The sequence below is a fragment of the Streptomyces flavofungini genome (genome assembly GCF_041028215.1).
Classification (GTDB): domain Bacteria; phylum Actinomycetota; class Actinomycetes; order Streptomycetales; family Streptomycetaceae; genus Streptomyces; species Streptomyces flavofungini_B.
In genome coordinates this window covers 1-3,152 of record NZ_JASKYR010000756.1, presented here as the reverse complement: position 1 = coordinate 3,152, position 3,152 = coordinate 1, and the positions used below count along the sequence as shown (strand labels likewise).

Annotated in this window: 4 protein-coding genes; all 4 read right to left on the bottom strand. The window is 70.0% G+C overall.

Features of this window, described 5'->3' with window-relative positions; genetic code table 11:
* On the bottom strand, window positions 1-982 hold a 982-nt coding region (locus AB8Z36_RS33865), incomplete at its 3' end, for a D-alanyl-D-alanine carboxypeptidase family protein (protein ID WP_369217219.1).
* Window positions 983-1,504: 522 nt separating this feature from the next.
* On the bottom strand, window positions 1,505-1,642 hold the full coding sequence (locus AB8Z36_RS42390; protein WP_440582067.1) for a hypothetical protein: 138 nt from the start codon (window positions 1,640-1,642) through the stop codon (window positions 1,505-1,507).
* Window positions 1,643-1,876: 234 nt separating this feature from the next.
* Entirely contained in the window at window positions 1,877-2,482 is a 606-nt protein-coding gene (locus AB8Z36_RS33855; RefSeq protein WP_369217217.1) for a methyltransferase, read from the bottom strand.
* Between the two features lie 226 nt (window positions 2,483-2,708).
* Window positions 2,709-3,074, bottom strand: coding sequence for a hypothetical protein (locus AB8Z36_RS33850; protein WP_369217216.1), 366 nt, complete (start codon window positions 3,072-3,074; stop codon window positions 2,709-2,711).
* Between the last annotated feature and the right edge of the window lie 78 nt (window positions 3,075-3,152).

Below are 3,152 nucleotides of genomic sequence, written 5' to 3'. Positions count from 1 at the left end.
GCCTCGCCTCGGTCAACGTCGTCGGCAGCCACTTCCGCAGCGCGTCGAGCAGCGCCTCGCTGTGTGCGAACGCCGCCTCCAGGGCCTGTGCGGGTGAGGTCCCGGCACGCTGGCCCAGCACGACACCGATGACGAGAGGGGAGCTCCGCCGCGGTCGGGAGAGCTCCTGTGAACGGGAGAAACCCTCCGTGCCGATGCGCGCGGCCCACATCAGGTTGCCCCCGGCGGGGGTGCTCGAACCGGTCTTCAGACCCACCACACCGGGGTGGTCGAGCAGCCGGTTGGTGTTGCGCACCGTGCCCGCTATGCCGGGCACTCTGGTGTGCCGGGTGGCGACGACGGCCCGCAGCACCGGCTGGCGCATCGCATGCGCGGCCAGCTTGCCCTGGTCGTCGGCGGTGCTCACGGTGGTGGCCTCGATGCCACTGGCGCCGGTGTAGGTGGTGCGGGTCATGCCGAGCGTCTTGGCCGTACGGTTCATCTTCCGCACGAACGCCTCCTGACTCCCGGCGTCCCAGCGCGCCAGCAGCCGGGCGACGTTGTTCGCCGACGGCAGGAGCAGCAGCTCCAGCATCCGCCGCAGCGGGAGCTGTTGCCCCTCGCGCACCGGCGCGCTGGACTCGTCCGCGGAATCTGCTTCCGTCTCCGCCCGCTGGTCGACAGTGACGGTCGGCCCCGCGTCGCCGGACCTCATCGGGTGGTCACGGAGCAGGACCGCGGCGGTCATGACCTTGGCCAGGCTGGCGATCGGGATGGGCCGCTGTTTCGCGGTGCTGCCGATGTGACCCGCACCCACCACGGTGATGCTGCTCTGGCCCACCGACGGCCAGGGCAGTCTGCGGTCGGCCCGCTGTGAGCCGGGGCCGAGCTCGGCGAGTGCGGCGGCGACGCGGGCGTCGCGTTCGCCGTCCGACACCGGGGTGAGCCAGTCTCTGACGCTGAGGACCAGCACCAGCAACAGGGCGACAGCGGCAGCGGCCACGGTGTAGTGCCACCTCAGGCCGTGGCGGTACGGGTTGGCTCTGCTTGCGGACGGGTCTCCGGCCGGCACGGCAACACCTTTTTCCCTCGAGCACCTGCGGGATTCGCGTGTGCACTGGGAAGAAGCGTCGGCGCCATCGCCGTCAGCCCTGTTGTGATCACCGAGCCAAAGACGCTCGGAAATGTATCAGCCGTGTATCGGCGCGACGCCGCCTTCCGGCGGGAAGGGCGGCGGGGCCTGGCGCACGCACGGCCGCTTTCCCAGCACCGGAGAGACTGGCGTTACTGCCCGTGCTCTCCCCGGGCGGTGGCCTGGACGAGGTGACGCCGAGCGGTGACCAGGGAGCCGCCCGACGCCGGGATCGAGGCGGGCGAGAGCCCGCTGGTGGCGGCACGATGAGAAAGGGCCGAGGAAACCGGACTCGACACCCGGCTGCGGTGCTCGATCGGGCTGTGCCAGTCGACCGTGAGGTTCAGTGGAACGGCAAGCGGTGCATCGGGACGGAGTACTGATGACGGGATGTCACAGCGCCTGCCGTATGAGGGCGAGCCGGACGGTCGACTCGCAGCGGACAGCGAGCTTGCCGTACCAGGTCGCGACGCCTCGTGCCTGCTTCAGAAGGCCGATCGGGCACTCGACTTCGTGCCTGCGCTTGTACATCTCGCGGTTGAATCCAGGCGGGCGACCGCCGAGCAAACCACGCCGGACCCGGTGTCCGGCCTGCTCCCGCTTCTCCGGGATGGTGTGTGTGATCCCGCGTCTTCGCGGGCAGGAGCGAGTTTGGCGGGAAGAGTACGCCCGGTCGGCGGGCGCCATGCGGAAGGAGCCGGGCAATGACTGCCTATGGCGGGGACGTATCGTTCGTCAGCGGGTCGGGGGGCTGAGGCCAACAGCTCATACAGCCGGTGTTCGACCCCTCGTCGTCGATGTCCTGACCCGGAGTTCCCCGGTCGGCGGCGGCCAGGCGTGCTTGGTAGCCATGTTCGGCGGCGAGGGCCTGCAGAGCGTTTTCATCGGAGATGTCACCGAGCCCGAGGAATAGGCGGCCGCCGGGAGCCAGGTGGCAGTGGGCGCCGGCGAGGTAGGTCCGTAGGTCCGGCAACAGTAGTGGCCCACATCGAGCACACACCGAGTTTCGGCGGAAGCGGCAGGCGACCCCGCTGCTACGTTCTCGTAGGGCAAGGCCCAGAAGATGAGGTCGAACGGGCCGTCCTGCGCGTCGAGCGCGGCGAAGACGCCGCCTGCCTTGCCCCTGACCTGAAAGACGTCGTGCCGTGCCGCGTTGCGCATGGTGGTGGCGACAGCCTGCGGGTCTACGTCCACCGCAAGCACGTCCTCGCAGCCGGCCTGGCCCGCGCACACGGCCGTGACGCCCGCGCCGCAGCCCATCTCCAGGAACCTCCCTCCGCGCGGATACGGCAGGTTGTGGGAGAAGAAGGCAGTGCCATAGGTCAGAGCGGGCAAGAACACCCCCGGAAGAACGGCCCAGGTCATTCCCATGAGGGCGAAAGTTCCTTGGGTGTGAATCCTCTCGGGGGATGAATGACTTGGGAAGACGCGGACTGGCGGTGTCGGGGCGGCTGCTTGCTTCTACCGAGTGGGGGTGGAGGTGGGGCGCCGTGGTGTCTGCACCGGAGGAGCTCGAGGCACGGGAGGCCGCGACTCGACGCCGCGTCGAGGCATTGCGGGCTGAGGCGGCGGAGTCGGCGCTCACGCTGGAGGCGGCTCAGGAGGATCCGTCGCGGTGGGAGATCACGCGGGAGACGGTCATGAGGGTGCTGGCTGAGCTGTCGGCCGCGGAGACGGATCCCGAGGCGGAGGTGCCGGTGGAACCTGGACAGAAGCCCCCTCCGCACGGGGCCGGCGTGGTGATGGTGCCGGATGTGTACCGGGACATCGGGAGGCCGTGGGGCCCGTCGACCTGGCGGTCGTCGTGCGGGCTGAACCAGGTGCCGTCGGCCAGGGTGCAGCGGCCGGTGCGCTCGGGGTCGGTGACGGCCTCGTCCAGAAGGACTACAGTGCGGGTGCTGCAGCCGTCGTGGTCGGCGTCGATCCAGTGCCGGAACTTTTCCCGGCTGTAGCCGTTTCGCACTCGTCGGCGACGGGCAGGGCGGCCAAGGCGTCTTGGACGGGCAGAGTGACGTGCTCGCCGGGCGCTGGTGGGGTGGCC